The organism is Bacillus pumilus (genome assembly GCF_009937765.1).
Classification (GTDB): domain Bacteria; phylum Bacillota; class Bacilli; order Bacillales; family Bacillaceae; genus Bacillus; species Bacillus pumilus_O.
Genome location: NZ_CP047089.1, coordinates 1,007,723 through 1,032,198 on the forward strand (window position 1 = coordinate 1,007,723; position 24,476 = coordinate 1,032,198).

The 24,476-nt window shown below is 42.3% G+C and carries 27 protein-coding genes, 1 riboswitch and 1 other annotated feature; of the genes, 18 read left to right on the forward strand and 9 right to left on the reverse strand.

Translation table 11 applies throughout. The annotated features are described in order from the left end of the window. The first annotated feature begins 14 nt into the window (after window positions 1-14). The 5 genes from GPS65_RS05030 to GPS65_RS05050 are packed head-to-tail and all read left to right on the forward strand — an operon-like array spanning window position 15 to window position 3,217. On the forward strand, window positions 15-368 hold the full coding sequence (locus GPS65_RS05030) for a rhodanese-like domain-containing protein (protein ID WP_012008767.1): 354 nt from the start codon (window positions 15-17) through the stop codon (window positions 366-368). 47 nt (window positions 369-415) lie between these two features. After that, window positions 416-976: a sulfurtransferase TusA family protein gene (locus GPS65_RS05035; protein WP_012008768.1), complete on the forward strand. Its 561-nt coding sequence runs from the start codon at window positions 416-418 to the stop codon at window positions 974-976. Between the two features lie 14 nt (window positions 977-990). Next, the gene (locus GPS65_RS05040; RefSeq protein WP_144474141.1) at window positions 991-2,118 is read left to right on the forward strand and encodes an MBL fold metallo-hydrolase; all 1,128 of its coding nucleotides are present in this window, start codon (window positions 991-993) and stop codon (window positions 2,116-2,118) included. Window positions 2,119-2,151: 33 nt separating this feature from the next. Continuing rightward, window positions 2,152-2,382: a sulfurtransferase TusA family protein gene (locus tag GPS65_RS05045; RefSeq protein WP_012008770.1), complete on the forward strand. Its 231-nt coding sequence runs from the start codon at window positions 2,152-2,154 to the stop codon at window positions 2,380-2,382. Window positions 2,383-2,440: 58 nt separating this feature from the next. Further along, the gene (locus tag GPS65_RS05050; RefSeq protein ID WP_144474140.1) at window positions 2,441-3,217 is read left to right on the forward strand and encodes a sulfite exporter TauE/SafE family protein; all 777 of its coding nucleotides are present in this window, start codon (window positions 2,441-2,443) and stop codon (window positions 3,215-3,217) included. 35 nt (window positions 3,218-3,252) lie between these two features. On the opposite strand, the gene GPS65_RS19270 is transcribed toward GPS65_RS05050, so the two are convergent. Together GPS65_RS19270 and proS are read right to left on the reverse strand one after the other, a co-directional pair. Continuing rightward, window positions 3,253-3,429, reverse strand: coding sequence for a hypothetical protein (locus GPS65_RS19270; RefSeq protein WP_012008772.1), 177 nt, complete (start codon window positions 3,427-3,429; stop codon window positions 3,253-3,255). 134 nt (window positions 3,430-3,563) lie between these two features. Further along, window positions 3,564-4,997, reverse strand: coding sequence for a proline--tRNA ligase (gene proS, locus GPS65_RS05055; RefSeq protein ID WP_144457217.1), 1,434 nt, complete (start codon window positions 4,995-4,997; stop codon window positions 3,564-3,566). A 42-nt stretch (window positions 4,998-5,039) separates the two neighbouring features. Beyond that, window positions 5,040-5,235 (reverse strand) — a binding site (T-box leader). 156 nt (window positions 5,236-5,391) lie between these two features. Further along, window positions 5,392-5,491: riboswitch (purine riboswitch) on the forward strand. A 78-nt stretch (window positions 5,492-5,569) separates the two neighbouring features. Here proS and GPS65_RS05060 point away from each other — a divergent pair. Further along, the gene (locus GPS65_RS05060; RefSeq protein WP_060595432.1) at window positions 5,570-6,742 is read left to right on the forward strand and encodes an MFS transporter; all 1,173 of its coding nucleotides are present in this window, start codon (window positions 5,570-5,572) and stop codon (window positions 6,740-6,742) included. A gap of 41 nt (window positions 6,743-6,783) precedes the next feature. On the opposite strand, the gene GPS65_RS05065 is transcribed toward GPS65_RS05060, so the two are convergent. Continuing rightward, on the reverse strand, window positions 6,784-7,551 hold the full coding sequence (locus GPS65_RS05065; protein WP_144468923.1) for a GNAT family N-acetyltransferase: 768 nt from the start codon (window positions 7,549-7,551) through the stop codon (window positions 6,784-6,786). A gap of 215 nt (window positions 7,552-7,766) precedes the next feature. Here GPS65_RS05065 and GPS65_RS05070 point away from each other — a divergent pair, with 215 nt between their 5' ends. The 5 genes from GPS65_RS05070 to GPS65_RS05090 all read left to right on the forward strand — a co-directional run bounded on the left by GPS65_RS05070 (window position 7,767) and on the right by GPS65_RS05090 (window position 10,312). Then, window positions 7,767-8,225, forward strand: coding sequence for a MarR family transcriptional regulator (locus tag GPS65_RS05070; RefSeq protein ID WP_003216997.1), 459 nt, complete (start codon window positions 7,767-7,769; stop codon window positions 8,223-8,225). A 110-nt stretch (window positions 8,226-8,335) separates the two neighbouring features. Then, window positions 8,336-8,581 carry a hypothetical protein gene (locus GPS65_RS05075; protein ID WP_041815128.1) on the forward strand — a complete coding sequence of 82 codons (246 nt, stop codon included), beginning with the start codon at window positions 8,336-8,338 and terminating at the stop codon, window positions 8,579-8,581. Continuing rightward, complete coding sequence (locus GPS65_RS05080) at window positions 8,578-9,039, forward strand: 2-thiouracil desulfurase family protein (protein ID WP_012008777.1); 462 nt, start codon at window positions 8,578-8,580, stop codon at window positions 9,037-9,039. Before GPS65_RS05075 ends, GPS65_RS05080 begins: the two co-directional genes overlap by 4 nt. Window positions 9,040-9,055: 16 nt before the next feature. Beyond that, a complete protein-coding gene (locus tag GPS65_RS05085; RefSeq protein WP_238389135.1) occupies window positions 9,056-9,403 on the forward strand; it encodes a DUF5301 domain-containing protein in 348 nt (115 codons plus the stop codon). An 81-nt stretch (window positions 9,404-9,484) separates the two neighbouring features. Next, a complete protein-coding gene (locus GPS65_RS05090) occupies window positions 9,485-10,312 on the forward strand; it encodes an aldo/keto reductase (RefSeq protein ID WP_012008778.1) in 828 nt (275 codons plus the stop codon). Window positions 10,313-10,351: 39 nt separating this feature from the next. On the opposite strand, the gene GPS65_RS05095 is transcribed toward GPS65_RS05090, so the two are convergent. Beyond that, window positions 10,352-11,434 carry an iron-containing alcohol dehydrogenase family protein gene (locus GPS65_RS05095; protein WP_041816112.1) on the reverse strand — a complete coding sequence of 361 codons (1,083 nt, stop codon included), beginning with the start codon at window positions 11,432-11,434 and terminating at the stop codon, window positions 10,352-10,354. Window positions 11,435-11,623: 189 nt separating this feature from the next. Here GPS65_RS05095 and trhO point away from each other — a divergent pair, with 189 nt between their 5' ends. Further along, window positions 11,624-12,592 carry an oxygen-dependent tRNA uridine(34) hydroxylase TrhO gene (gene trhO / locus GPS65_RS05100; protein WP_012008780.1) on the forward strand — a complete coding sequence of 323 codons (969 nt, stop codon included), beginning with the start codon at window positions 11,624-11,626 and terminating at the stop codon, window positions 12,590-12,592. Window positions 12,593-12,918: 326 nt separating this feature from the next. After that, entirely contained in the window at window positions 12,919-14,538 is a 1,620-nt protein-coding gene (locus tag GPS65_RS05105) for a glutamate/serine transporter AimA (protein ID WP_119124350.1), read from the forward strand. A gap of 34 nt (window positions 14,539-14,572) precedes the next feature. Here GPS65_RS05105 and GPS65_RS05110 read toward each other — a convergent pair whose 3' ends face one another. Continuing rightward, window positions 14,573-14,773 carry a hypothetical protein gene (locus GPS65_RS05110; protein WP_144474139.1) on the reverse strand — a complete coding sequence of 67 codons (201 nt, stop codon included), beginning with the start codon at window positions 14,771-14,773 and terminating at the stop codon, window positions 14,573-14,575. 185 nt (window positions 14,774-14,958) lie between these two features. Between GPS65_RS05110 and licT the strand changes: the two genes are divergently transcribed. The 4 genes from licT to GPS65_RS05130 all read left to right on the forward strand — a co-directional run bounded on the left by licT (window position 14,959) and on the right by GPS65_RS05130 (window position 20,538). Beyond that, window positions 14,959-15,795, forward strand: a complete 837-nt coding sequence (gene licT / locus GPS65_RS05115) for a BglG family transcription antiterminator LicT (protein ID WP_088003787.1) — start codon at window positions 14,959-14,961, stop codon at window positions 15,793-15,795. Between the two features lie 235 nt (window positions 15,796-16,030). Continuing rightward, complete coding sequence (locus GPS65_RS05120) at window positions 16,031-17,890, forward strand: beta-glucoside-specific PTS transporter subunit IIABC (RefSeq protein ID WP_144474138.1); 1,860 nt, start codon at window positions 16,031-16,033, stop codon at window positions 17,888-17,890. Window positions 17,891-17,908: 18 nt separating this feature from the next. Then, on the forward strand, window positions 17,909-19,330 hold the full coding sequence (locus GPS65_RS05125; protein WP_012008785.1) for a glycoside hydrolase family 1 protein: 1,422 nt from the start codon (window positions 17,909-17,911) through the stop codon (window positions 19,328-19,330). Window positions 19,331-19,800: 470 nt separating this feature from the next. Beyond that, window positions 19,801-20,538, forward strand: a complete 738-nt coding sequence (locus GPS65_RS05130; protein WP_119124351.1) for a hypothetical protein — start codon at window positions 19,801-19,803, stop codon at window positions 20,536-20,538. Between the two features lie 7 nt (window positions 20,539-20,545). Here the strand turns inward: GPS65_RS05130 and GPS65_RS05135 are convergent, their stop codons facing one another. Beyond that, window positions 20,546-20,866: a hypothetical protein gene (locus tag GPS65_RS05135; RefSeq protein WP_225970043.1), complete on the reverse strand. Its 321-nt coding sequence runs from the start codon at window positions 20,864-20,866 to the stop codon at window positions 20,546-20,548. Between the two features lie 32 nt (window positions 20,867-20,898). After that, window positions 20,899-21,006 carry a DUF3967 domain-containing protein gene (locus GPS65_RS19820; RefSeq protein ID WP_119125666.1) on the reverse strand — a complete coding sequence of 36 codons (108 nt, stop codon included), beginning with the start codon at window positions 21,004-21,006 and terminating at the stop codon, window positions 20,899-20,901. A gap of 158 nt (window positions 21,007-21,164) precedes the next feature. On the opposite strand from GPS65_RS19820, the gene arr reads away from it, so the two are divergent. Next, entirely contained in the window at window positions 21,165-21,581 is a 417-nt protein-coding gene (gene arr / locus GPS65_RS05145; RefSeq protein WP_119124352.1) for an NAD(+)--rifampin ADP-ribosyltransferase, read from the forward strand. Window positions 21,582-21,639: 58 nt separating this feature from the next. Here arr and GPS65_RS05150 read toward each other — a convergent pair whose 3' ends face one another. Beyond that, window positions 21,640-23,559 (reverse strand): BglG family transcription antiterminator, encoded by a 1,920-nt coding sequence (locus tag GPS65_RS05150; protein WP_119124353.1) that lies wholly within the window; start codon window positions 23,557-23,559, stop codon window positions 21,640-21,642. Continuing rightward, window positions 23,556-24,440 carry an ROK family protein gene (locus GPS65_RS05155; protein WP_012008790.1) on the reverse strand — a complete coding sequence of 295 codons (885 nt, stop codon included), beginning with the start codon at window positions 24,438-24,440 and terminating at the stop codon, window positions 23,556-23,558. Before GPS65_RS05155 ends, GPS65_RS05150 begins: the two co-directional genes overlap by 4 nt. Window positions 24,441-24,476 lie beyond the last annotated feature (36 nt).

Genomic DNA, 24,476 nt, shown 5'->3' on the forward strand with positions numbered 1-24,476 from the left:
TGAGGTGAAGCAAGATGGTGCAAACGATTTTACTCATCATCGTAATTGGATTACTCGTGAGCCGCTTTCTGCCGGTACGAGGTGTGAAGCAAATGGATGCAGCTCATATGAAAAAGAAGCTGAAAAGCAAAGGTCAACAGCTCATTGATGTGCGATCTCCTACTGAATTTCAAACAAATCATATCAAAGGCTTTCAAAACATCCCGTTGTCTCATTTGAAGAAACGAGCTTCTCAGCTTGAGAAAAATGAAGAGGTCTATGTCATATGTCAAAGCGGAATGAGAAGTATGCAGGCAGCGAAAATATTGAAGAAGCAGGGATTTACTCAGATTACCAACATCAAGGGTGGCATGAATGCTTGGCATTAAATACGCAACAAAATATACCCCCACCCCTATATTGAGGAGGACATGACATGCAGCAACCAACTGTCATTTTAGATGCAAAAGGACTGGCATGCCCAATGCCGATTGTAAAAACAAAAAAACAAATGAATGAGCTTTTACCAGGAGATGTACTGGAGGTGCAAGCTACCGATAAAGGATCAACAGCGGATCTGGCGGCATGGTCAAAAAGTGCCGGCCACGAATTTTTAGGAACAACAGTAGAAGGCCAGGTGCTCCATCATTTGATTCGTAAAGGCGGAGAACAACAGAAAGAAGGGAAGTCCATGATTTCGGAAATGTCTTTGGAGACTTTTCAACAGAAAGTAAAAGAAGATCCATCTTTGATGATTTTAGATGTGAGAGAGCTAGATGAATACGAGGCGGGACATATTCCAAGAGCTGTTCATATTCCTCTTGGTGAGGTGGATCAACGTGCTGAGGAATTGAGCCGGGAGACGGACATTTACCTGATCTGTCATTCAGGCAGAAGAAGTGAATTAGCTGCGCAAAAGTTAAAAGAAAAAGGATTTCATCAATTGACGAATATTGTGCCAGGCATGAATAGCTGGACAGGAGCGATTGAAAAATAGGAGCTGAATGAAATATGACGGTAAAAGCGATGACTGCAGAGCAGTTAACAAAAAAGATTGTGAACAAGGAACCGCTCTTTTTGCTAGATGTGCGAAATCAAGCGGATGTACAGGACTGGAAGATCGAAGGGGAAGCAATCGTTCATATGAATGTGCCTTATTTTGATCTCCTTGAAGGAGTAGAGGGCATTTTGCATGACATTCCTCATGATCGTGAAGTGTTGGTGGTTTGTGCCAAGGAAGGCTCCTCTATCATGGTCGCGGAGATGCTGTCAGAGGCGGGCAGAACTGTCCATTATTTAGAAGGCGGCATGAAGGCGTGGAGTGAGCATCTAGAGCCAGTGAAGATTGGTGATTTAAGCGGCGGTGGAGAGCTCTATCAATTTGTACGGATGGGCAAAGGATGCCTGTCTTATATGATCATGTCGAATGGAGAGTCCGCAATTGTAGATGCCGCTAGAATGACAGATGTCTATATCCGTTTTGCTAAAAAGCATCATGTCTCTATAACACAAGTGTTGGATACTCATCTTCATGCAGATCATATTTCTGGCGGGAAGAAACTGGCTGAACAGACGGGTGCTAGCTACTGGCTGCCGCCAAAAGATGCAGAAGAAGTGATCTTTGAATATAACCGTCTTGAAGAAGGAGAACGCATCGCGATAGGAGCGGCTACCATTGATATTCATCCCCTTTACTCACCGGGGCATACGATTGGGTCAACATCTTTTATCGTGGATGATCAATATCTTCTTTCAGGTGATATTTTGTTCGTGGATTCGATTGGAAGACCCGACCTCGCTGGAATGGCGGAGGACTGGGTAGGTGATTTGAGAGAAACCCTATATGACCGATATGGCGCACTTTCAAAAGAATTGATTGTGTTGCCAGCGCATTTCATGATCATGGATGAAGTTAATGAAGACGGAAGCGTTTGGAAGGAGCTAGGCGTTCTATTTGAAGAAAATCATGGACTGAATATTGATGATGAAGCCGTATTTAGAGAAATGGTCACGAAGAACCTACCTGCACAACCAAACGCCTATCAAGACATTCGTCAAACCAATATGGGGAAGCTGAGCCCAGACGATGAAGCGCAGCGTGAAATGGAAATTGGTCCAAACCGTTGTGCGATTCGGTAATGTCCAATAAAATAAGAGGAGAGGAACAACGAAATGACATCAGATCAAATGTTAGACGTCACAGGGCTTGCATGCCCAATGCCGATTATTCGAACAAAGAAAAAAATGAACGACTTGGCGGAAGGTCAAGTTTTAGAAATACATGCAACAGATAAAGGAGCTAAAGCTGACTTAGCAGCATGGGCGAAGTCAAGCGGACATGAATTGATCACGCAGACGGAAGAAGGACATGTGCTGAAGTTCTGGGTGAGAAAAGGGTCCTAAAGGATGTAGGGGTATCTGCTGAAGATCCCCTTTTCCTATTGCAAAGGAGGAGACCAGCGTGGATTTTGCGTTTTTGATTACACTTTTTATCATCGGATGTATTGGTTCCTTCTTATCAGGAATGGTGGGGATCGGGGGATCTGTGATTAACTATCCTATGCTTCTTTATATCCCGCCACTTGTCGGTGTGATGGCACTTTCGGCACACGAAGTATCAGGCATTGGCGCCATTCAAGTGCTTTTTTCGACGCTCGGTGGGGTATTGGCCTATCGTAAAAGCGGATTTTTACATCGGTCGTTGATTTTATATATGGGGAGCAGTATATTGGCGGGCAGCTTACTAGGCAGTTATGTATCTCACTTCATGCCAGAGAATGGGATGAATTTCGTCTATGGATTGCTTGCGATTGTGGCTGTGGTTCTCATGCTGATTCCAAAAAAGGGACAGCGTGCAGATGCAGAGGAAGAAGTCACTTTTCATAAAGGACTTGCGGCAGGTATTGCCTTTGTGATTGGTAGTGTTTCCGGGGTACTAGGTGCGGGCGGAGCATTTATATTGGTACCGGTGATGCTGTCTATTTTAAAAATTCCTGTCAGGATGACGATTGCGTCGTCCCTTGCGATTACGTTTCTTTCTGCGATCGGTGCATCGGCTGGAAAGGTATTGACGGGTCAAGTCATGCTTCTTCCTGCGGTTGTGCTGATGCTGGCAAGTTTAATCGCCGCTCCGATTGGTGCTAAGGTCGGTCAGAAAATCAACGCCGTCTACTTACAATGGGCACTTGCTGCGATGATTACGGCGACAGCGGTCAAAATTTGGCTGGATTTATTATAAAGAAGAGACCAACAAAGCAAACGTGTTGGTCTTTTTTATTTGATGTCATCGTGCTCGATATATGTTTCAAGGGCTGGGTGATACTCTTTTTGATAATGAAGGTTGGGGCATGTTTTCACGACTTTGCCTTGCAGGGCATTGGACTTAGAGACTTCTAATGCTGTTTTACATTTAGGACAGCGTTCAGCAAACAGTGAGGGCCAGCGCTTCATATATCACCACTCCATTTAAAGTCTTAAAAACCGATTATATTAATACGAATTATAGGGGATCGTGCTGATGAGGTCAATGGGGTTTTGGGTCTTTTTAACAAAAAAAGAAGCATCGTAAAGGATGCTTCTCTTTCTCAATAAGATTTTGCCCAAAAGACCATATCAGATGCAGGCTTTCCGCAGCAGACACATGTTTCCGAAATGGTTTCCTGTTTAAATGGGATACAGCGTGAGGTCGCCCCTGTTCTTTCTTTGATGTCGTTCTCACAGACTTCGTCACCACACCACATGGCTTTAATCAATCGATTTTCTTCTGAAAGAATGTGCTCAATGTCTTCGATGGTGTGAGCTGTTGATGTTTTTTCATGTAATCGTTCTTTCGCCTTTTCGTACATCGTCCGTTGAATATCTTCAAGCGTGGATGTAATGGTTTGTTCAAGTGCATCTAAGGTGACAGCTTGCTTTTCTCCAGTGTCTCGTCTTGCGAGCATCACCTGTCCTTTTTCGATGTCTTTAGGTCCTACTTCGACACGTAGAGGAATGCCCTGCATTTCACATTCGTTGAATTTCCAGCCAGGCTGTTTATCACTTGCATCGATATCAGCACGTGCGATGCGGGTGAGTCGATCTTTTAATTCGTAGGCATGATCGAGCACACCTTCCTTGTGAGAGGCGATTGGCACAATTCGTACTTGGGTTGGTGCAATGTTTGGCGGAAGGACGAGTCCTCTGTCATCGCCGTGCACCATGATCATGGCACCGATGATTCTTGTCGTAAAGCCCCAAGAGGTTTGCTGGACATGCTCTAGCTTTCCTTCGCGGTTTAAGAATTCGATGCCAAATGCTTTGGCAAATCCGTTTCCGAAGAAGTGAGAAGTGGCTGTTTGCAGCGCTTTTCCATCATGCATCAAGCTTTCAACCGTATAGGTGAAGCGGGCACCAGCGAATTTTTCCTTCTCTGTTTTTCTCCCTTTAATGACAGGAATGGCAAGGAGCTCTTCGCAAAGAGAAGCGTAGATGTGAAGCATTCTTTCTGTTTCCTCAATCGCTTCTTGCTCTGTCTCATGACATGTGTGTCCTTCTTGCCATAGGAATTCAAGTGTTCTAAGGAATGGACGTGTGGTCTTTTCCCAGCGGACGACATTCGCCCATTGGTTATAAAGCTTCGGTAAATCACGGTAAGAATGAATGATGTTTTTGTAATGCTCTGCGAATAGTACTTCAGAGGTTGGTCTGACGCAGAGCCTTTCCTGTAATTCGGATTCACCGCCATGTGTGACCCACGCCACTTCAGGAGCGAAGCCTTCGATATGGTCTTTTTCCTGCTGAAGCAGGCTTTCTGGGATAAAGAGCGGCATATACACATTCTCATGCCCTGTTTCTTTAATTTGGCGGTCAAGTTCGTCGCGAATATTCTCCCAGATTTTAAAGCCGTATGGCTGAATGATCATACTGCCTCTAACGCTTGAATAATCGACGAGACGCGCCTTTGTGACAACATCTGTATACCACTGGGCAAAGTCGTCTTCCATGCTTGTGATTTTTTCAACAAATTGTTTCTTTGACATTGCATATTCCTCCTTTTAAAAAACAAAAAAGCTGTGCTTTAAGTTAGGGACCATTCCTGGTGGTACCACCCTAATTTAAAGCACAGCTTTACACTTGATCATGATAACGGTATGAACCGCTGTATGAAACAGAACTAAATCGGCAGGTTCACTTGAAGATGTCAGTAGGAACTTCTCAGCACCGTTCCCTCTCTGTTAAAGGTCAATTCAAGCTACTATTCCAGATCTACGTTGATGAATGTTCGTTGATTTTTCATCAGTTTACCTGTAAATGCAGGAGAAAGCAAGTTGGACTGGGTTTCTTTTCATGCTGTTCTGAGTGGTTTGTTGATCGTGAATTTGCAGTCATTTCCTATTTTTACAGCTTGCCAGTTATGTAAGCATATGCTACTATGTTTGAAGAAAAAAATAGACTTGTATAACCTCAATAATATGGTTTGAGGGTTTCTACCAGGATCCGATAAATCCTGATTACAAAAGCGTGCTTTCCTTTTTTTGTAATCAGGGTTTTTTTGTTTGTCTTCACCCTGTATCAAAAGTGAAAGCGATGATATAGAGAAGGGATGTTAGACATGAACTGGAGAGTATATTTATTAGCCGTTTCTACATTTGCAGTAGGATTAGTTGAGCTTGTCGTCGGGGGCATTTTGCCAAGCCTTGCAGAGGATTTGAATGTATCGCTTGCGACAGCTGGGCAGCTTATCACCGTATTTGCCATTGTGTATGCCATTTCAGCACCTGTGCTGTTGACTGCCACAGCTAAAATTGAACGAAAGCGTCTTTATTTAATCGCTTTATTGGTGTTTACAATAGGGAATGTCTTCACATATTTTAGTTCGACCTTTGCCCTTGTCATGATCTCTAGGGTATTGATCGCGATGAGTACAGCGCTGGTGGTGGTGTTGTCACTGACGATCACTGCTAAATTAGTGGAACCAGCGCATCGTGCGAAGGCATTAGGGCTGATTTTTATTGGGATTAGTTCTTCACTTGTTCTCGGTGTACCGATCGGTATTTTTATTACAGAGAGCTTTGGATGGAGAGTGATGTTTTTAGGAATCAGTATTTTATCAGCGATATCGATGGTGCTGATCTATTTCCTATTAGAGAAAATGCCTGTTGAAAAAGTGACACCTCTAAGAGAGCAAATTCGCTCTTTAGGGCATCCGAAAATTTTTAGTGCACACTTGATTAGTTTGTTTATGCTTGCAGGTCATTATATGCTTTATTCTTATTTCACTCCGTTTTTAATGGAAGTTCTGCATATGACCCCGTTCTGGATTAGTATTTGTTATTTGGTCTTCGGGCTTGCCTCTATTGGCGGGAATGGATTTGGCGGCTGGCTCAGTGACAAGCTAGGTTCAGGGAAAGCCATCTTGCTGGTGACAATCGCGTTTGCTGTTGTGATGTTTATCATTCCTTATACAGCGGGTGTGTTTGTTCTCTTTATGATCATGGTTGTCCTATGGGGAGCGCTTAGCTGGGCATTAACGCCTGCCTTGCAGAGTTATTTGATTCAAACCGATCCTGTCACGTCTGATATTCAGCAAAGCTTAAATACATCGGCCTTGCAAATTGGTATCTCGATTGGATCAGCGGTTGGTGGTGTCCTATTTACGATGACCGGTTCATCTGTTGATCTGGCGAAATTCGGTGCAGTGTTTGTGCTGATTGCCTTTAGCTGTGCGGTAATTTCGTTGAAGAGACCACCACTTTATATGGATCGTCAGCATCGTGCTGAATAGCTGCCTAATGATAGGCAGCTTTTTTTTTGTTCTACTTTATTCTATTCAAAAACAACCATTTCGCCGATTGGTTGGAAGCCGGCACGTTGGTAAATATTTTTGCCGTCAGCTGATGCTTGTAACATGACGCACTTTTGTTTGTTTTCTGTCTGGATCAGAAGATAATGAAACATGTCACTGCCAAGTCCCTTTCCGCGATGCTCTGCCCTTGTGATGACATCATAAATTCCGTAGCTATCGGTTGCTTCAAGTAATAAGCCTGTTGTGACCGGTTTGTGGTCTACATATCCGACGAACATGCGAGCACGTGATTGTATAGCTTCAAGCGAAAAACGCTGGAAATAGATCTCTAAGGCGATGGCCTCCGGTGACTCTTTGAATAGTTCGATAAAGATATTTTTGTAATCAAGCAGTGTCCGCTCATCAAGTACTTCTTTGATTGTAAGCGGTGAAGATATAGCTGGGTCAATGCCCTCTGTCTGCTCAAGCATCATGATCGTATTGCGTTCAACCTCTTCAAGCTGGTATTCCTGTAGTAAATTGGTCCAATCAGGATGAAGCAAACGATGATCCACCCACGTACTGAATGATTGTTTCTGAGACTGCAAGTGTTCGATGGTTGTTTTCACTTTTTGCGGATCTTGAATGTGCGCTGATGTCGGTAATAGCAAATTGAATGTGTCTGTCGATATATGAGTATTAGATAGAACGAAATCGTCCGTTGTGAGGAACGTTCCGTTTACAGTTGAAGAAAACAGGTGGATCTTTTCTTCTAACTGACGAATGGCGATTTGTTGTTCGATTTTCATTAGCTCACCTTTTTCATCAAAAATTGGATGATATCCCCCATGAATTATAGCAAATAAAAGAAAGAGGAGCTGTGACATTATAGGATCTAGTAGAAAAGTACATACATCATTTTCAGGTCTGATGGCCTGTTCTTTTTATCACACTGACATTTCTTTTGACTCCTATCTTAATTATTAGTACCATTTTATTAACCAGTTAAGAGTGGAGGTATCAGATGGAGACTAAAGAGCAGATTGTATTAAAAGCGATTCAAGATCTGATAATTCATAGGGAAAAGAGAAGGAATGATCCAACAGATCCACTGATTACCACGACTGATACACTCAAGCAAGATTGGACACTCACACAGCTACACATTTTATCGATGATTCAAGCCAATCCAAACGAATCAAATAATACATTTCTTTCTCAACAACTGAAACTATCAAAGCCTGCTATTACAAAGGCTGTGAAAAAACTAATTGATAAAGGCATGGTGGACTATTGCCACCGGCAAGGGGATAAGAAGTCGGTCTACTATTCATTGACAGAAAAAGGCACGCAATTGGCGGCACTGCATGATGAATTACATGAGAAAGCTGTCGCGTCCTACTTAGAATTTCTCCAGCAGTTTCATGAAGATGAATTACAAGTCATTGAGCGCTTTTTAAAGGCATGGAAAGAAAAAATATAGATTGAAAAAACCGAAACCATCGTAGAAAAGGAGATGGTTTCGGTTTTTATATGGTAAAATTAACATATAATGACGTTATTTGTGATCATGTAAAAAGGGAGGGAGCTTCTTTGGGGAAAGAAATGATGGAGAATTTTAGAAAGTCAGCAACCATCATGCCGTTCGTGGGATTGTTTGTCAGCTTGCTATTATTTGTTTACTTTTTTGGCATCACAGGAGTTGAAGAACCTGTTTGGGCGGCTGTTTTGTATTGTGCCCTGCCCTTTTTAGGGTACACGATCTTCTATCTGCCTGTATATATTTATTTTAAAGTCAGTAAAAAACGCTCAATCCATAAAAATGAGGAACAGACGTGATTGTGGTCAGCGCTTGTCTTGCTGGATTGAAAGTTCGGTATAATGGCAGCCATCGATTAGATCAGCGAATTGAAGAGTTTGTGCAGGAAGGAAAGGCTGTGACAGTTTGTCCTGAACTGCTAGGCGGCTTCTCTACGCCTAGACCACCGGCAGAGATCATTGGCGGAGATGGACATGATGTTTTGCGGGGACAGGCTACTGTTGTCGATGTTCATGGAACTGATGTCACAGAGATGTATGTAAAAGGTGCAAAAGCCACGCTGGAACAGGTTCAGTCTCTGAAAGCAACAGCGGTTGTGCTAAAAGAGTATAGCCCTTCATGCGGGAGCCGGATGATTTATCAGGGAGAGTTTAATGGGAAGACAAAAGCGGGAGATGGTGTGACGTCCGCTTTGCTGAAACAGCACGGGATTCAAGTGTTCTCTGAAGAGGATGATTGGATTTCGTTGTTTCAATAGGAATTGTATTTATTTTATGATCAATGCTACATTCGATGATGTGGTCTCGATTGAGCAAAATAAGGTGACTAAGATTCAAATTGAGCACGATCATGAACGTGTTGTTTTGGACAAGAAAGAAGACATTCAAAAGCTGTTGAAGGAACTTTCAGATGTAACATTAAAGAAAACCAATGAAGCCACAAAAGCCACAAAAGAGTCTTATTGGATCAGGGTGTATAAGAATAAGAAGGAAACATACGGTCTGACATTCTATGATCAGGCATATTTAGACACATATGATTTTTCTAAAAAGAAAGATCAAACCAGCGAATACCAAATCGTTGACGCCAATCAGGTCGATATAGGACAATATATCAAATAACACCAACGCACATTCATGCATGATCAATAGAAAATTCGGGTATAGTGCTTGGTAAGCAAAAATGAAGCGGAGGTTTGTTTGATGAGTGGATTAACAGATACAGTCACATTAGCAAACGGAGTAAAAATGCCGAAGCTAGGCTTCGGAGTATGGCAGGTAAAAGATGGGGATGAGGCTGTAAATGCAGTCACAGACGCTCTTGAAGCGGGCTACCGTAGCATCGATACAGCAGCAGCCTATCAAAATGAAGAAGGGGTAGGCAAAGCCATTCAGCAATCAGGCATCTCTCGCGATGATCTGTTTATTACAACAAAGGTGTGGAATCGTGATCAAGGTTATGAATCAACACTTGAAGCCTTTGAAACAAGTATGAACAAGCTTGGGCTAGATGTATTAGATCTTTATTTAATTCATTGGCCGGTTGAAGGTAAATATAAAGAAACTTGGAAAGCACTAGAGAAGCTGTATAAGGATGGACGCGTTCGGGCCATCGGTGTGTGTAACTTCCATCAACATCATCTAGACGATCTATTAGAAGAAGCAGAAGTTGTGCCAATGGTTAACCAAATCGAGCTGCACCCTAAGCTAACGCAGGAGCCTTTACGAGACTACTGCAAAGAGAAAGGGATTCATGTAGAAGCATGGTCACCATTAGGCAGCGGGAAGTTGCTGAACCATCCTGTTCTTCAGGATATTGCGAAAAAACATGATAAATCCGTGGCACAAGTTATTCTTCGCTGGGACTTGCAGCATGGTATTATCACCATTCCAAAATCTGTGACGAAGAGCCGAATCATCGAAAACACACAAGTCTTCGATTTCGAGCTGTCCGCACATGAGATGGGCGTCATCGATCAACTGAATGAAGATGAGCGCACAGGTCCAGATCCAGATAACTTTGATTTTTAATCGAAAGAAAAGCACAGGTGGCATGCCTGTGCTTTTTATTTAACGATTTTTTGAGGCTGATACGTTTTCAATGACTTGAATGGCGTCGACAATTTGCTCTTTGGAATAGTCACCAATCAGGCAAAAGGTTTCGTCTGCTCGTGCAGCATGGTTTGCCACTGTTTTTGCGGCTTCTTCCAGCTGAGCTGTGATGCCAAGCTCACGCATATTTCTAGGTAACCCGAGTGTTTCATAAAGTTCAAGTAACTCTTCTACTTCACTCATTCGATTTTCTGCGGCAAGCTGAACAAGAATGCCATAGGCCACTTTTTGACCATGCAATACGTGATGTGTTTCTTCAATAAATGTCAATCCGTTATGGATGGCGTGAGCTCCTGCCATTCTGCCGTAGCGTCCCCCGTACCCGCCGACCGTGCCGGCTAATGTAATAATAGTATCCGTTACATCTGCAAATGCTTGCGAAAGTTGACCCGTTTGCAAGCTGTGGACAGCTTCTTCGCTATGGGAAACAAGAATATCCCTCACGTATACCGCCTGTTTTAGTGCAGCATGCACCATGAGCGGCAAGGAATCCTTTGCATTTCGAATAATGGCTTCTGCTTCATACCATTTAGCCAGCGTATCTCCAATCCCACTTTGAAGGTAGGAAAGAGGAGAAGAGAGCAAAAATGTATGATCAATGAGGGTGAGGTAGCTGGACCGTTTATGGTAATCAACTCTCATGAAATTCCCCTTGTCATCATAAATAACGCTAAGCGGTGTAGATGCAGCACATGTACCCGGGATGGTTGGAACCATGATGACTTCAATTTGAAGAGCCTCAGCTACTGACTTGGCGGTGTCTAAAATTGTGCCACCTCCAATCCCAATGATCACATCTGCCTCTTGCAGTTCTTCTGCAATTCGAGTGATGGCATTGGGTGAACTGTATCCTTTGTGCTGGACAACAGGCCAATGAGACGGAAGCTTTGTGTACTGTGAAAAAGCATGAAATGAATCGTATCCGGTCACGACAGCGGGCGACTGGAAGGATGAAGAAATAAGTGAATCGAGTTCATGATAAATGCCTTTTTGAGAAATAAATTGGTTTGGACCGCTTCTGACGATATCTTCTGGCTGGATCATTGCGTTCTACTCCTTTACAACATCATATTTTATAGATCATCTCATTTTACAGAAAGTTCTGTCAAATATGAGAAGAAAGACCCTTCCGTTTTATGGAATTGAGCCGCCGACATTGCCTTTAGGTATGTATTTCCTGTATGATAAAGAATGGTATGTTTTGATTAAATTTAAGAGGTGTTTATATAGATGGAAAAGCAATATCGAGTCTTACTTTACTATCAATATGTCCCCATCGAGGACCCAGAGACGTTTACAGCAGAGCATTTAGCATTCTGTAAGGAACTTGGATTATTAGGCCGTATCCTTATCTCATCAGAAGGCATCAACGGAACGGTTTCTGGTACCATTGAGCAAACGGACAAGTACATGGAAGCATTAAAAGAAGATCCGCGCTTTGCGTCTATGCCGATCAAAATTGATGAAGCAGACGGTCATGCGTTTAAAAAAATGCACGTCCGCCATCGAAATGAACTAGTGAATCTGAGCCTTGAAGATGATGTGAACCCGTTAGAATTAACAGGTAAACATCTTAGCCCGGTTGAATTTTACGAGCAAATGCAATCACCTGATACCGTTGTGATTGATGCACGTAATGATTACGAGTTTGATGTTGGTCACTTTAGAGGGGCTGTTCGTCCTGATATTGAGACGTTCCGTGAATTACCGGAGTGGATTCGTGACAATAAAGAGATTCTTGAAGGGAAAAAAATTCTGACGTATTGCACAGGTGGTGTACGTTGTGAAAAATTCTCAGGCTGGTTAAAGCGTGAAGGCTTTGAAGATGTATCTCAGCTTGACGGCGGAATTGTCACGTACGGAAAAGACCCGGAAGTTCAAGGGAAGCTTTGGGATGGTCAATGCTACGTGTTTGATACTCGCTTAACAGTGCCTGTGAATCAAACAGAGCATGTGGTTGTCGGAAAAGATTTCTTCACTGGTGAGCCTTGCGAGCGTTATGTGAACTGTGCAAACCCTGCATGTAACCGCAAAATGATTGCAACAGAAGAAAGCGAGCATAAATATATGCGAAGCTGCAGCCATGAATGTCGTACAAGTGAACGTAACCTATATGTGAAACAGCATAATCTGTCTGAAGAAGAAGTGCAAGAAAGATTAGCTGTGATTGAACAAGAACAAGCGATCTCACAAGGATAGAGGACTCCTCTATCCTTTTTTCTATACAGAAGAAAGAGGGATTCATTTCCTCTTTCTTTTTTGTTTTGTTTTTTTCAAAATAAGGGTAAAGGTAGTTATTCAGTCTACTAGATTGATCATTGGAAAAACGCTTTCTTGAGAAATAAGCATGTTCGACTATTTCAGAAAATGGAGAATTGAGAGATAATAAAGCAGGCGAAAAAATGAACAAGGGTAAAGATTTAGTTAAAGAAATATTTGTTAATTGAATAAAAGTTGAACTGCAATGAAAGAAAGGCGCTTATTTGGGCACATGCTTTGTATTTTAATCGAAAGGTGTTATGAACATGAATCATTTACATCGTAGAATGGGAACTTTCGCTTTAATGATGGTAGGTCTTGGCTCAATCATTGGTTCAGGATGGCTATTCGGTGCTTGGCGTGCCGCTCAAATTGCCGGCCCTGCGGCTATTTTATCCTGGTTGATTGGGATGGTTGTGATTTTATTTATCGCTTTGTCTTATAGTGAACTCGGATCGATGTTTCCAGAGGCAGGCGGAATGGTGAAATATACGCAATATTCACACGGCTCTTTTATAGGATTTATTGCGGCTTGGGCAAACTGGATCGCTATTGTCTCCGTCATTCCGGTTGAGGCGGTGGCTTCTGTCCAGTATATGAGTTCTTGGCCTTGGGAATGGGCAAAGTGGACAACCCATTTGGTCACAAAAGGGGTGTTGACGACAGAAGGACTCATGGTCGCCAGTGTGCTGCTTGTGATTTACTTTCTACTTAATTACTGGACAGTAGGATTATTTTCAAAAGCGAATACATTCATTACTGTGTTTAAAATTGTCATTCCAGGGTTAACCATTGGTGCGCTCTTATTCGTAGGTTTTCATAGTGAGAATTTTACTTCTGGAACAAGTATTGCTCCTAACGGCTGGGCGAGTGTGCTGACAGCTGTTGCGACATCAGGAATTGTGTTTGCCTTCAATGGCTTCCAAAGCCCGATTAATATGGCGGGTGAGGCGAAAAATCCAGGGCGATCCATTCCGATTGCGATTGTTGGATCCATTTTGATTGCGACTGTTATTTATGTACTTTTACAAATTTCCTTTATCGGTGCTGTCGATCCATCCATGATTGTGAATGGATGGGGCCATTTGAATTTTAACTCACCATTTGCTGACCTTGCCATTGCGCTTGGGATTAACTGGCTGGTTCTGATTTTATATGCAGATGCGTTTGTATCCCCTTCTGGTACAGGAATAACGTATACAGCGACGACGTCTCGCATGATTTATGGAATGGAAAAAAATAAGTATATGCCAAGTGTACTTGGTCGTCTGCACCCTATTTATGGCGTGCCTCGTCCAGCGATGTTTTTTAACTTAGCTGTCTCGTTTATCTTTCTGTTTTTATTTAGAGGCTGGGGTGTACTAGCGGAAATCATATCAGTTGCGACACTTATTTCTTATCTGACAGGACCAGTAACGGTCATGACGCTGAGAAAGACAGGGACAGATTTATATCGTCCGCTTCGAATAAAAGGACTCAGCATCATCGCTCCTCTCGGTTTTGTCTTTGCGTCATTGACGCTTTATTGGGCGAGATGGCCGTTAACAGGTCAGGTGCTATTCATTATTCTCATCGGTCTTCCGATCTATTTTTACTATCAAGCAAAATCGAAGTGGAAAGGCTTCGGCCGTAATGTCAAAGCGGGTGCTTGGATGGTCGTGTACTTACTTGTGATGATGACCATTTCCTGCCTTGGTAGTGACAAGTTCGGCGGTTATAATGTCATTCATTATGGTTGGGATATGGCTCTTATTACAGTGGTTTCCTTGCTGTTTTATATGTGGGCACTCAAAAGTGGATTTGAAACAGAATTTCTAGAGGATGCGAAAAAAATCAATGATGAGCTGCGCACTTCTTCGCAAGAAGCCGCATCATCTAAAGAATAAAGGAACGGCTGCCTGAATATCATGGGCAGCCGTTTTATTTTGATAAATGATGCATCACATGCTGCCTGAGCCAAGTGGTCACACCGCGCAAAACAGCTGCTGTGACAAATGAGATGAGCACATACTTCCAAAGTAGATTCATACCTTGTCCACTAAGCAAAAACACGATTCCTAGAAAAATGAGTGTGAATAGAAGCATGAATAAAAATGATGCTGACCAGAAAAAAGCCTTCACTGAAGGTCACCTCCTTGGAGTATTGTATGCAGTCAATTGAAGGATCAGACCAGCTATGAAAGGGTATAATCATGGTGAAATCTATTGCCAAAGTCAGATAAAAACACCAAGTGATTTGACAGTTGTGTTAAGATGAGAGCATATTTTGAGTGAAGATTGTGGTTCATAGACGGAGGTGTTTGGGGTTGCAAATACAAAAAGTTCTAAACAATAATGTCATTAGTGTAATAGATGAACAAGGAAAAGAAATCGTCGTCATGGGGAGAGGTATCGCGTTCCAGCGGCGACCTGGGGATCCGGTAGACGAATCATTAATCGATAAAGTCTTCCGCCTAGAGGATCATTCCGTTCATGAGCGGATGAAAATGCTGCTTCTGGAGGTTCCGTATGATGTGGTCAAGGTGACCGAAGAAATGATTCAATATGCACATACAAAACTGAACCGAAGATTAAACGAAAGTCTGCATGTATCACTCGCAGACCATATTCATTACGCCATTGAACGATTGAAGAAAAATCATCTCATTGAGAATTCGCTCATTTGGGAGATTAAACGCTTATACAAAGATGAATTTCTTGTCGCAAAGGACTGCCTTGAGATGATTGAAGAGCGTCTACATATTGAATTGCCTGAGGATGAAGCAGGCTTTATTGCTATGCATATCATTAATGCAGAGCTCAATGAGGACATGAATACAACGGTCAATATCACAAAAGAAGTAAATGCCATTCTCACCATTGTGAAATATCACCTCAATATGGAATTTGATGAAGACTCACTCAACTTTTATCGTTTTCTCACGCATTTACGCTTTTTCGTCCAGCGTCTGATTAACGAAACAATGCTTGTCAGCGAAGATCAGGACTTGTATCAGCTGATCAAGGTAAAATATCCAAAGGCATACGAATGTGCAAAGAAAATCGCAGAATACGTCTATCAAACCTATCACCGAGACCTTACATCAGAGGAGATGCTGTATCTTTCTATTCATTTGAATCGATTGATCAAACGAGAAAATTAAAGGTAGTTTTTAAAAGAAAGCGTTGACATGAGAAAAGTTGAGTGGTACTATTTGCTCATAAACATAAAAGAATACGGTTTCACAATGATCGTCTTAGAGGATTGTGACTGTTCGGCAGGCAAAACCTAAACGTTCACTGAAAAAGCGCAATAGCAAGTTGCGACTATTTTTGGTGCCCGTTTAGGTTTTTATTTTGCCTAAAAACGTATTTTTTTGAAAAAAAGGGGGTTTTTGTATGAGTTATCGTCAATTAGCAGAAGACATTATGAAACACATTGGCACAGAGAAAAACGTTCATTCACTGGTCCATTGCGCTACGAGACTTCGCTTCACATTAAATGACCGATCAAAAGCAGACAAAGATGCCATTGAAAAATTAAATGGTGTTGTGACCGTTATGGAAAGCGGTGGTCAATTTCAAGTCGTCATTGGGAATACTGTACCAGAGGTTTATCGAGAGATTGGGGAGTTTACGAATCTATTAGAGGAGTCCACTTCTTCATCTGCAAAATCTGGTGGAGAGAGCACGAGCCTTTTCGGAAAATTCGTCGACATTGTCTCTGGTATTTTCACACCACTTCTCGGTGTTATGGCGGGTGCTGGTATTTTAAAAGGTCTATTAGGTATCTGTATCAATGCGAAATGGTTATCACCTGAAGATACGTCGTATCAAATTTTATTTGCTGCGTCTGACAGCTTGTTCTACTTCTTGCCATTACTGCTCGCATTCACTTCGGCGAGGAAGTTTAAAGCGAATCCATTTGTCGCTGTGACGATTGCTGGTGCACTTATTTACCCTACCATTCAAGAATTGTCAAAAGGCGGCGGAGATGTGACCTTCTTCGGTATTCCAGTCGTCTTAATGTCTTATACATCAACGGTTATTCCAATCATTTTGGCAGTGTTTGTCATGGGATATATCGAACGTTTCTTTAACAAAGTCATTCATGAAAGTGTCAAAAACTTTATTACACCACTGATCTTACTTGTCACGGTTGTTCCGCTGACACTCATTGTATTTGGACCATTTGGTGTGTATGCAGGGAACGGCATTGCCGCTGTCTTGCTGAAAGTATTCTCCTTTAGTCCTACACTTGCAGGTGCTTTAATTGCGATGGCATGGCAGGTTCTTGTGATCTTCGGTATCCACTGGGGTCTAGTGCCAGTCATTTTAAATAATATCGCCGTCCATGGGAAAGACCATATCAAGCCGGCGACTGCGCCAGCTGTATTTTCACAAGCCGGTGCTTCCATTGGTGTTATGTTGAAAACAAAGAATAAAAAGCTGAAATCATTGGCTGGATCGACAGCGGTTTCTGCCGTGTTTGGGATCACAGAGCCAGCTGTATATGGGGTTACGCTTCGTTTGAAAAAACCATTTATTGCAGCCGTTATCTCTGCCGGAGTCGGCGGTGCAATCATCGGTTATTCACAAAGTATTGCGATTGCGTCAGGACTCCCAAGTTTACTGACACTTCCGATTTTCTACGGACAAGGGTTTACAGGATTCATCATCGGAATCTCGGTCTCGTTTGTTCTATCCATCGTCTTGACTTACTTGATTGGATTCAAGGATCCAGTAGATGAAGATGAAACACCAGCACCGGCTTCCGCGCCAACAATGGAAAACGAACATGGGGTCAAAGCAGCTCATGTGAAAAGTCCTTTAAAGGGTGAGGTAATCAAGCTGGAGGAAGTGCAGGATAAGGCATTCTCATCCGGTGCACTAGGAAAGGGTGCAGCCATCATTCCATCAGAAGGCAAGCTGTTTGCACCAGTATCAGGAGTCGTGACAACGGTGTTCCCAACAGGTCATGCGTACGGCCTTACTTCTGAAAGCGGAGCAGAAGTGCTCATTCACATTGGACTTGATACCGTACAATTAGGCGGGCAGCATTTTACCCCGAAAGTCGTACAGGGGCAAACCATCACTGAGGGCGAACTGCTTGCGGAGTTCGATATTGAAGCCATCCAAGCTTCCGGCCTGTCCGTCACAACACCAGTGATTATTACCAATTCAGGTGAGTTTAGCGATATCATAGAAACAGAAGAAAAACAAATCACACCAGGACAATCATTTTTACATCTCGTTTAATCAAAAGGAGGAAAAAATATGAGATATTCAACACTAGCACCATTTCCAAAGGACTTTTTCTGGGGCGGATCTACTTCCGCCTATCAAGTAGAAGGTGCATGGAACGAGGATGGCAAAGGACCATCTGTCATTGATATGAGAGCAAGTTACCCTGAAGGAACAACAGATTTTAAAGTCGCAAGCGATCACTATCACCGCTATAAAGAGGATGTGAAGATGTTTGCAGAAATGGGTTTGAAGGCTTATCGTTTCTCTATTGCATGGACACGGATCATTCCAAATGGAGATGGGGAGATCAATCAAAAGGGGATTGAATTCTATCATTCTCTCATCGATGAGTTGCGCCGTTATGATATTGAACCAATCGTGACAATGTATCATTTTGATCTGCCTCATGCACTTCAAGTAAAAGGCGGTTGGTCAAATCGTGCGACAGTCGATGCGTTTGAACGGTATGCAAAGGTTCTATTTCAGGAGTATGGTCAGAAGGTGAAATATTGGCTGACCATTAATGAACAAAACATGATGATCTTACATGGATCAGCGCTCGGTACACTTGATCCAAATTTAGAAAATCCGAAAAAAGAACTGTATCAGCAGAACCATCATATGCTCGTCGCTCAAGCGAAAGCCATGACGCTTTGTCATCAAATGCTGCCTGAAGCGAAAATTGGACCAGCGCCAAACATTGCGCTCATTTATCCGGCTTCTCCAAAGCCTGAGGATGTACTTGCTGCGGCGAATTACAATGCGATCCGCAACTGGCTGTATCTTGATATGGCTGTCTACGGCCGCTATAACAACCTTGCTTGGGCATACATGAAAGAAAAAGACATTCTTCCTGTCATTGAAGAGGGAGATATGGATATTTTGAAAAGTGCGAAGCCAGACTTCATTGCCTTTAACTACTACACATCTCAAACGGTTGAAGCGAGTAAAGGAGATGGCAACGATGAATTTGCTCGCGGCGGAGATCAGCATTTGAAATCTGGTGAAGATGGCGTATATAAAGGCGGCAACAACCCGTACCTAAGTAAAAATGCGTTTGGCTGGGAGATTGACCCTGTCGGCTTCCGATCAACGATGCGAGAGATTTATGACCGTTATCAGTTACCTCTTATTATCACGGAAAACGGATTGGGTGCTTTCGACAAATTAGAAGAAGATGGATCGATTCAAGATGACTATCGAATTGATTATTTAGAAAAACATATCGAACAAATCAAATGGGCGATCACAGACGGCGTTGAGGTCTTCGGATACTGCCCGTGGTCTGCAATCGATCTAATCAGCACACACCAAGGATGCTCCAAGCGCTACGGATTCATCTACGTCAACCGTGATGAATTTGACCTAAAAGACCTGAAGAGAATTCGTAAAAAGAGCTCTTACTGGTATGAAACATTAATTCAGCAAAATGGAGAGAACATCGGGGAATAACATATGAAAAAGCCAATCACCTTATGAGGTGGTTGGCTTTTTTGATTTCACTTTATTGGCAAGATCATATTATTTGAGTTGTTTTAAAAAGATAGCCTGATTTTAACAGCCTAATAAACTACTTTCTTTTATAATCCGAAGAAATTTTGCTGTTTCGAATGCTACATCAGGTGGAAGGCCTGCCTGTATAAACATTGCGCTACTTTGTAAAAAAACTGATATAGCTTTCTTTGCTATTGTGTTGAGAATATCTTGCGCCATTGTTAAGGACCATATGCATTTCGGCTTGTATCATTTGTCTACCACAGAAATTTTCATCAAAACGAAGTTCTAAAAAATAAAAAAATGATTGCGGACACCGCAACCAAAAAAGTAATTTTCTTAAATCTATCTTAAATACATTGATACACTCATTTTGATTTGATACCCTTGATTTTGGAATTTAATACAAAAGGAGGAATATAAACAAAATGTTCAAAAAAACACTCTTAGTCCTAATTACCCTAGCGCTTGTCATATCAATAGGGTCTCCATTTTCATCAGAAGCATCAGCAGAAACACACTCTATCCATTCACAAGAATTAGAAGCGTTAGTAACACCGACGGTTCTACAAAATGAACAAGCTAACAAAGAATTAGACGAACTTGAAATGAAAATGGGGGAATACATAGAAAGCCTTCCATTTACAGAAAAAGAATTTGAAAACATGACAGAGTCAGAACAAAATAAAGTGATCGATCAATATTTCAACAATGAAGAATTTTTAGCTTTAGAAAACCGAATGAAACAACTTGACTCCAAAAGTAGTCAGAGTGAAATCACAACACAAGCACTACCAATATTCTTCGTACCAATCGCAATGACCGTAGGAAGAGTAGCTTTAATGGCCATCAGATCAAAAGGCGCAAGAACAGCACTTAAATATCTAAAAAATCGAATAAAAGGATTCGGTAAAAATTACAAAATTAAATGGGATGTAAGAAATGATAAAGGACAACTTAGAAGTTTAGTTGTCGTCCTACACAAAGGAAAGAAAAAAACAACAAGAGTATTTGCTGTAGACAATGGAAAAATCCCTTTAATACCAAAAACTTCAACTTGGTATTGGCATTTCCATGTAGCCCCAAAAGATAAAATACACCATGCTCTCAGAGCATCAGTACCAAAGAAATACAAAGCAAGTCCAGGAGAAACAATATTACACTAAAAAACCCCTAATTTTTAGGGGTTTTTTTCTCTTCATGACTTGTAACTATATCAACTGGATGTATCAAGTTTTCATCATCATTATCCTCATCAATGTAAGGCATAATAAGTGAATCCAACTCTTCCTTGTCATCGACTAAAGCAACGTAAGTTGTATAATCCTCTAAATCTGATGGAAACAATTCAGCTTGACCAACATTACTTTTCAATGCTTGGTCAATAGCACTCTTTAATTCTATTAAACCCTCACGATTACCAATAATATAAGAATCCATATGCCAACTTTTTTGAGCATAAATATGACAAATCTTATCCCTATCTTTCATCATCTCATTACACCTTTCCTGAAAAATTTAAATGATTATGTTTTTTCAACCTGCTTCGTTGCCGCAATTATTTTTTTAGTTTCTTGAGTTTCTCTTATAGCTTGAAATAGCTTTTTATCTATTTTAATAAGACTTCTTTGTATGTATTCTTGCTGTTTTTAACTTTCTGGAGGTTACAAATCCCATCTTACTCTCTACTTCCATTATACCCCGAATATCATCTCATTTATAGACTGTTTCTCGCCCATATGAAGCCGTATACTGTTATACGCAAGTCAAAAACGATAAGGGGCGTGGCTGTATGAATGACAAGCAACAAGTTTTAGACCCTGGTCCATTTTTTCATGGGACGAAAGCAGAATTGAAGATTGGGGATCTGCTTGAACCGCAGTATTTATCCAATTTTCAGGAGAAAAAATCAAACCATATTTATTTCACCGGAACATTAAACGCAGCCAAATGGGGTGCTGAATTAGCAAGATCTGATGCGAAAGAGAGAATTTATCTTGTAGAACCGTTAGGCGAGTTTGAAAATGATCCGAATTTGACAGACAAAAGATTTCCCGGCAACCCAACACGTTCTTATCGGTCGAAATCCCCTTTGAAAATTGTCGCAGAATTAGGTTCATGGGAAAGACATTCCGATGAAGAAATTGAACATATGCTGAGCTCTTTAAAGAAATTAAGTGAAGAAGGAAAAAATGTCATATACGATTGATGATTCTCAATCACACGAAGGCCGCCTCATCAACAACTGGGCGGCCTTTTGTTTGATCTTATTGAAACAACGCATTCATTAGCTCATCAAATGTTTTTGATTGATTCAGGGAGTGAATGCGGTTTGGATTGTCCAGTAAATCGACGGCCTGTTCAAAGAATTGATTCATGTAGGCTGCGTCATCTTTATGAATGGCTAATAAAAAGACAAGTGATACTTGGTTTCCCTGCCAATCAATCGGCTGTTTTAAGTGTGCAATGGCTACGCAGGATGTGCCTTCATTTGTGATGAGCGGGTGCGGCATGGCAATTCCTTTTCCAAGATAGGTAGATGACATTTGCTCCCGCTCAAGCACCGAGGATCGAAAAGAAGGCGATACTAGGTGATACGTTTCTAAACGGCTGCATAATGCGTCTAATACCTCTTCCTTACCGGATAGGTCAGCATTCAATATGGTCAATCGTTCTTGAAAAAACGCCATCAGTTCTTGCGAGGGAGTCCCGTGTCCATTTAATAAATGAATGACCTCATTCACTTGCTGTACATCATGTTGTTCAAAAAAGGCGCTGACCTGTATCACTGGTTTTCCCTTTGATGCGAGTGGGACCGTTGTAATGATGACATCACAGGGAAGGGTGGTGCTCATGAGATAATCCTGATAGGAATAAAGCTCGACGATGTCCAGTTCATGCTGAAAGGCTGTCTTCAACTTAATTTCAAGCAGTCTTGCCGTCCCTAATCCAGACCCGCACACGATAATCGCTTTCTTTTTTTGCGAGGTGTCGAGCTGACTTCTTTCAAATGAAGCAGCGATATGCAGGGCAACATATGCCGCCTCATCTTCATTTGGCGTCCGCACCAGTTGTAAGGCATTCAGCCCGCTGACAGCCAAATCAAACGGGTATGGATAGGATGTTTTGATTTCATGCAACAGCGGATTTTGTAAGGATACGCCATATTGGATTCGATTTAATAATGGTTTCATATGAAGCATCAAGTCTTGCTGCAGGATGTTGTCATCTGCAAATCGATGGCCGCTCATTTTCTCAATGTGCTGTAGAAAGACCGCAACCGCCTGCTGAACCTCCACTGTCGTCTGATGCTGGGCGGCTTCTTTCCACGTTTGATTTGCCAATAGATGCATGACTAAGTAATCTGTTTCATCCTCTGACAAGGTGACATGAAAGGTATCACTCACTTGATGTATGATCTTTTGAGCAATTCTCACCAAAACAGGTGATCGTTGTGTACGAGCGGTACTGGCGGGTATCCGCTGGTTTTTTCGTGTTTGCTGAATCGCAATCGCTAAGTGAATGACTAAGTTTTTTAAGGCAATGTCTTTAATGAGCAATGACTCTTGATGCAGGTTCGTCAAAACAATAGATCGAATGGTTTCAAGAGAAATATCAGGAAAATGGAGCTGCTCCCGCTCGGTGATATGAGAAAGCGCAGGCTCTTCTTCAAGGAGTAAGTCTGCATAGCATGTTCTTTTTTGTAGCTCGTCTCCTTCGATTTTCAAGCCAAATCCGGGCTTTGACACAAGAGCCATACCGTAACGGGCTAACAGCTCTCGTCCTTTTTTTAAATCACTGCTGACTGTCATGCGACTGATAAACAATTCTTCGGCTAGCTGGTCAATTTTTAAGTAATCCTGTTGAAGCAATAGCTTCCTCATGATGAATCGTACACGCTCTTCTGGCATGACGGGGACGAGTGAGCGGGCAGGAAGTTTCTGCTGATGAAGCCAAAGCAGGAAGGCATCTTGATCACTCGTTAATAGGGTGTATCCCTTTCCGCGGATCGTTTTAATCTTGGCTCCAGCTTCCTTTAATTGCTCATTTGCTTCTTTGATTAAATGACGGATGGATCGGTCAGATAAGCGAAAAGAGGCAGTGAGCTCCTCTAGCTTCACGAACCCCTTCGTTTCGAATAGCCGCTGGATCAGCTGATAGGTTCGAGGATCTGCCGTCATCATCATTGCGCGGCTCCTTTTGCCTGTAAGGCATCAGTACCAAGAGCGATAGCGCCCATTAAACCTGATAATCCATCAAAGGATGGCTTGGTGATAATTTTATTTAAAGGCTTTGGTAGTTGTAAATACCCATGAAGCCGCTTTTCTGTTTCCTCAAGAATGAGCGGCAGCATAGCGGGCTGTTTCATGACACCTCCGCCTAGAATGATGCGTTCTGGTGAAAGGGTGAGTAATAGATTGGCGGTCATCTGCCCGAGATAGTAGGCGTGAAGTGACCAAGTAGGATGGTCCTCTGGCAGCATGGGGGCCAGTGTATGGTAACGTCCTTCTATGGCAGGTCCAGATGCCAGTCCCTCTAAACAATCATGATGTATAGGGCAGCAGCCACCGTAGGAATCATGAGGGTGCCGCTGTACTGTGATATGACCCATTTCTGGATGCAGCAACCCGTGAATGAGGCGATGTTCAATATAGGCACCGCCACCTATCCCAGTTCCTACAGTGATATAGACCAAAGAAGCAGGCTTTTCTGCTTCAAGCGAAAAGCGGGCTTCCCCGAGTGCTGCACAGTTCACATCGGTATCAAGCTTCATCGGGAGCCCAAGGGCTTGTTTTAAGGTAGAGAGGAAAGGGAATTGGCGCCAAGCTGTTTTGGGTGTCTCTAAAATCGTCCCATAGCTTGGGCTGTGCTCTTTTACATCGACGGGCCCAAACGCCCCAATGCCAATGGCATCGACTGGATGCTTTGTAAAGTAATCGATCACTTGCTGGCATGTTTCAATTGGATTTCCTGTTGCAAAGGAAGTCATGTGTTCAATCGTTCCGTCTGTTGTTCCGTAGCCGCAGACAAATTTTGTTCCGCCTGCTTCAATGCCTCCAATTCGCATGATCAATGCCCTCCATTAAAGAGGGGCGGAATCCAA